This window comes from Lichenifustis flavocetrariae (genome assembly GCF_026130545.1).
GTDB lineage: Bacteria > Pseudomonadota > Alphaproteobacteria > Rhizobiales > Beijerinckiaceae > Lichenihabitans > Lichenihabitans flavocetrariae.
The window spans coordinates 1-763 of the sequence record NZ_JAMOIM010000160.1; the positions used below are offsets into that span (position 1 = coordinate 1).

Annotated in this window: 2 protein-coding genes; both read left to right on the forward strand. The window is 72.0% G+C overall.

What is annotated here, in order from left to right; translation table 11 throughout:
- Positions 1-162 (forward strand): hypothetical protein (locus M8523_RS37075; protein ID WP_428352076.1); only part of this gene is annotated, 162 nt, incomplete at its 5' end.
- Positions 163-165: 3 nt separating this feature from the next.
- Positions 166-763: ROK family protein (locus tag M8523_RS36435; protein ID WP_282589666.1), on the forward strand; the 598-nt coding region annotated here is incomplete at its 3' end.

Consider the following 763-nt stretch of genomic DNA (forward strand, 5'->3'; position numbering starts at 1 on the left):
TTCGCCGAAGGCCGCTACCGGACGACGGCCGACCTCCGCGCGGCACGGGCCGCCGGGGCCTTTGCCGTGGTGGTGGGCTCGGCCATTACCCGTCCCGAGCACATCACCGGATGGTTCGCCGCCGTGATGCGCGAACCCATCGACGCGCCGGCCGGAGGCTGAGCCGTGCCCCGAGCCCCCGTCCTTGCGATCGATCTCGGCGGCACCAAGCTCGCGGCGGCTTTGATCGATGGACCCCTCATCCTGGAGCGGCGCGAAACACCGACCGATCGAACCGGCGGCCCGACGGCCTGGATCGAGGCGGTCGCGCGGCTCGTTGCGGGCTGGACCGGCACCCGATCCGCCGGCATCGCCGTGACGGGACTGGTCCGCGACGGAGTTTGGCGCGCGGTCAACCCGGACACGCTGGCCGTGCCTGACGACTTTCCTCTGACCAAGACCCTCGCGGCCCAGCTTGGCATGCCCGTCGTCGCCCGCAACGACGCGCAGGCTGCCGCCTGGGGCGAATATCGTTTCGGCGCGGGACGCGGCGGCACTGCCGTCTTCGTCACGGTGTCGACCGGGATCGGCGGCGGCATTGTCATCGACGGTCGGCTCGTTGAGGGCCGCAGGGGACTGGCGGGCCACATCGGCATCTCCCCGATCGAAACCACGGATGGCGTCCGTATGCTCGAGGAGGTCGCCTCCGGAGCGGCGTTGGCCCGCATGGCCACCGGACACGGTGGGGCGGCGGCCGTCACGACGGCGGCGTTGCAAGGCGAGC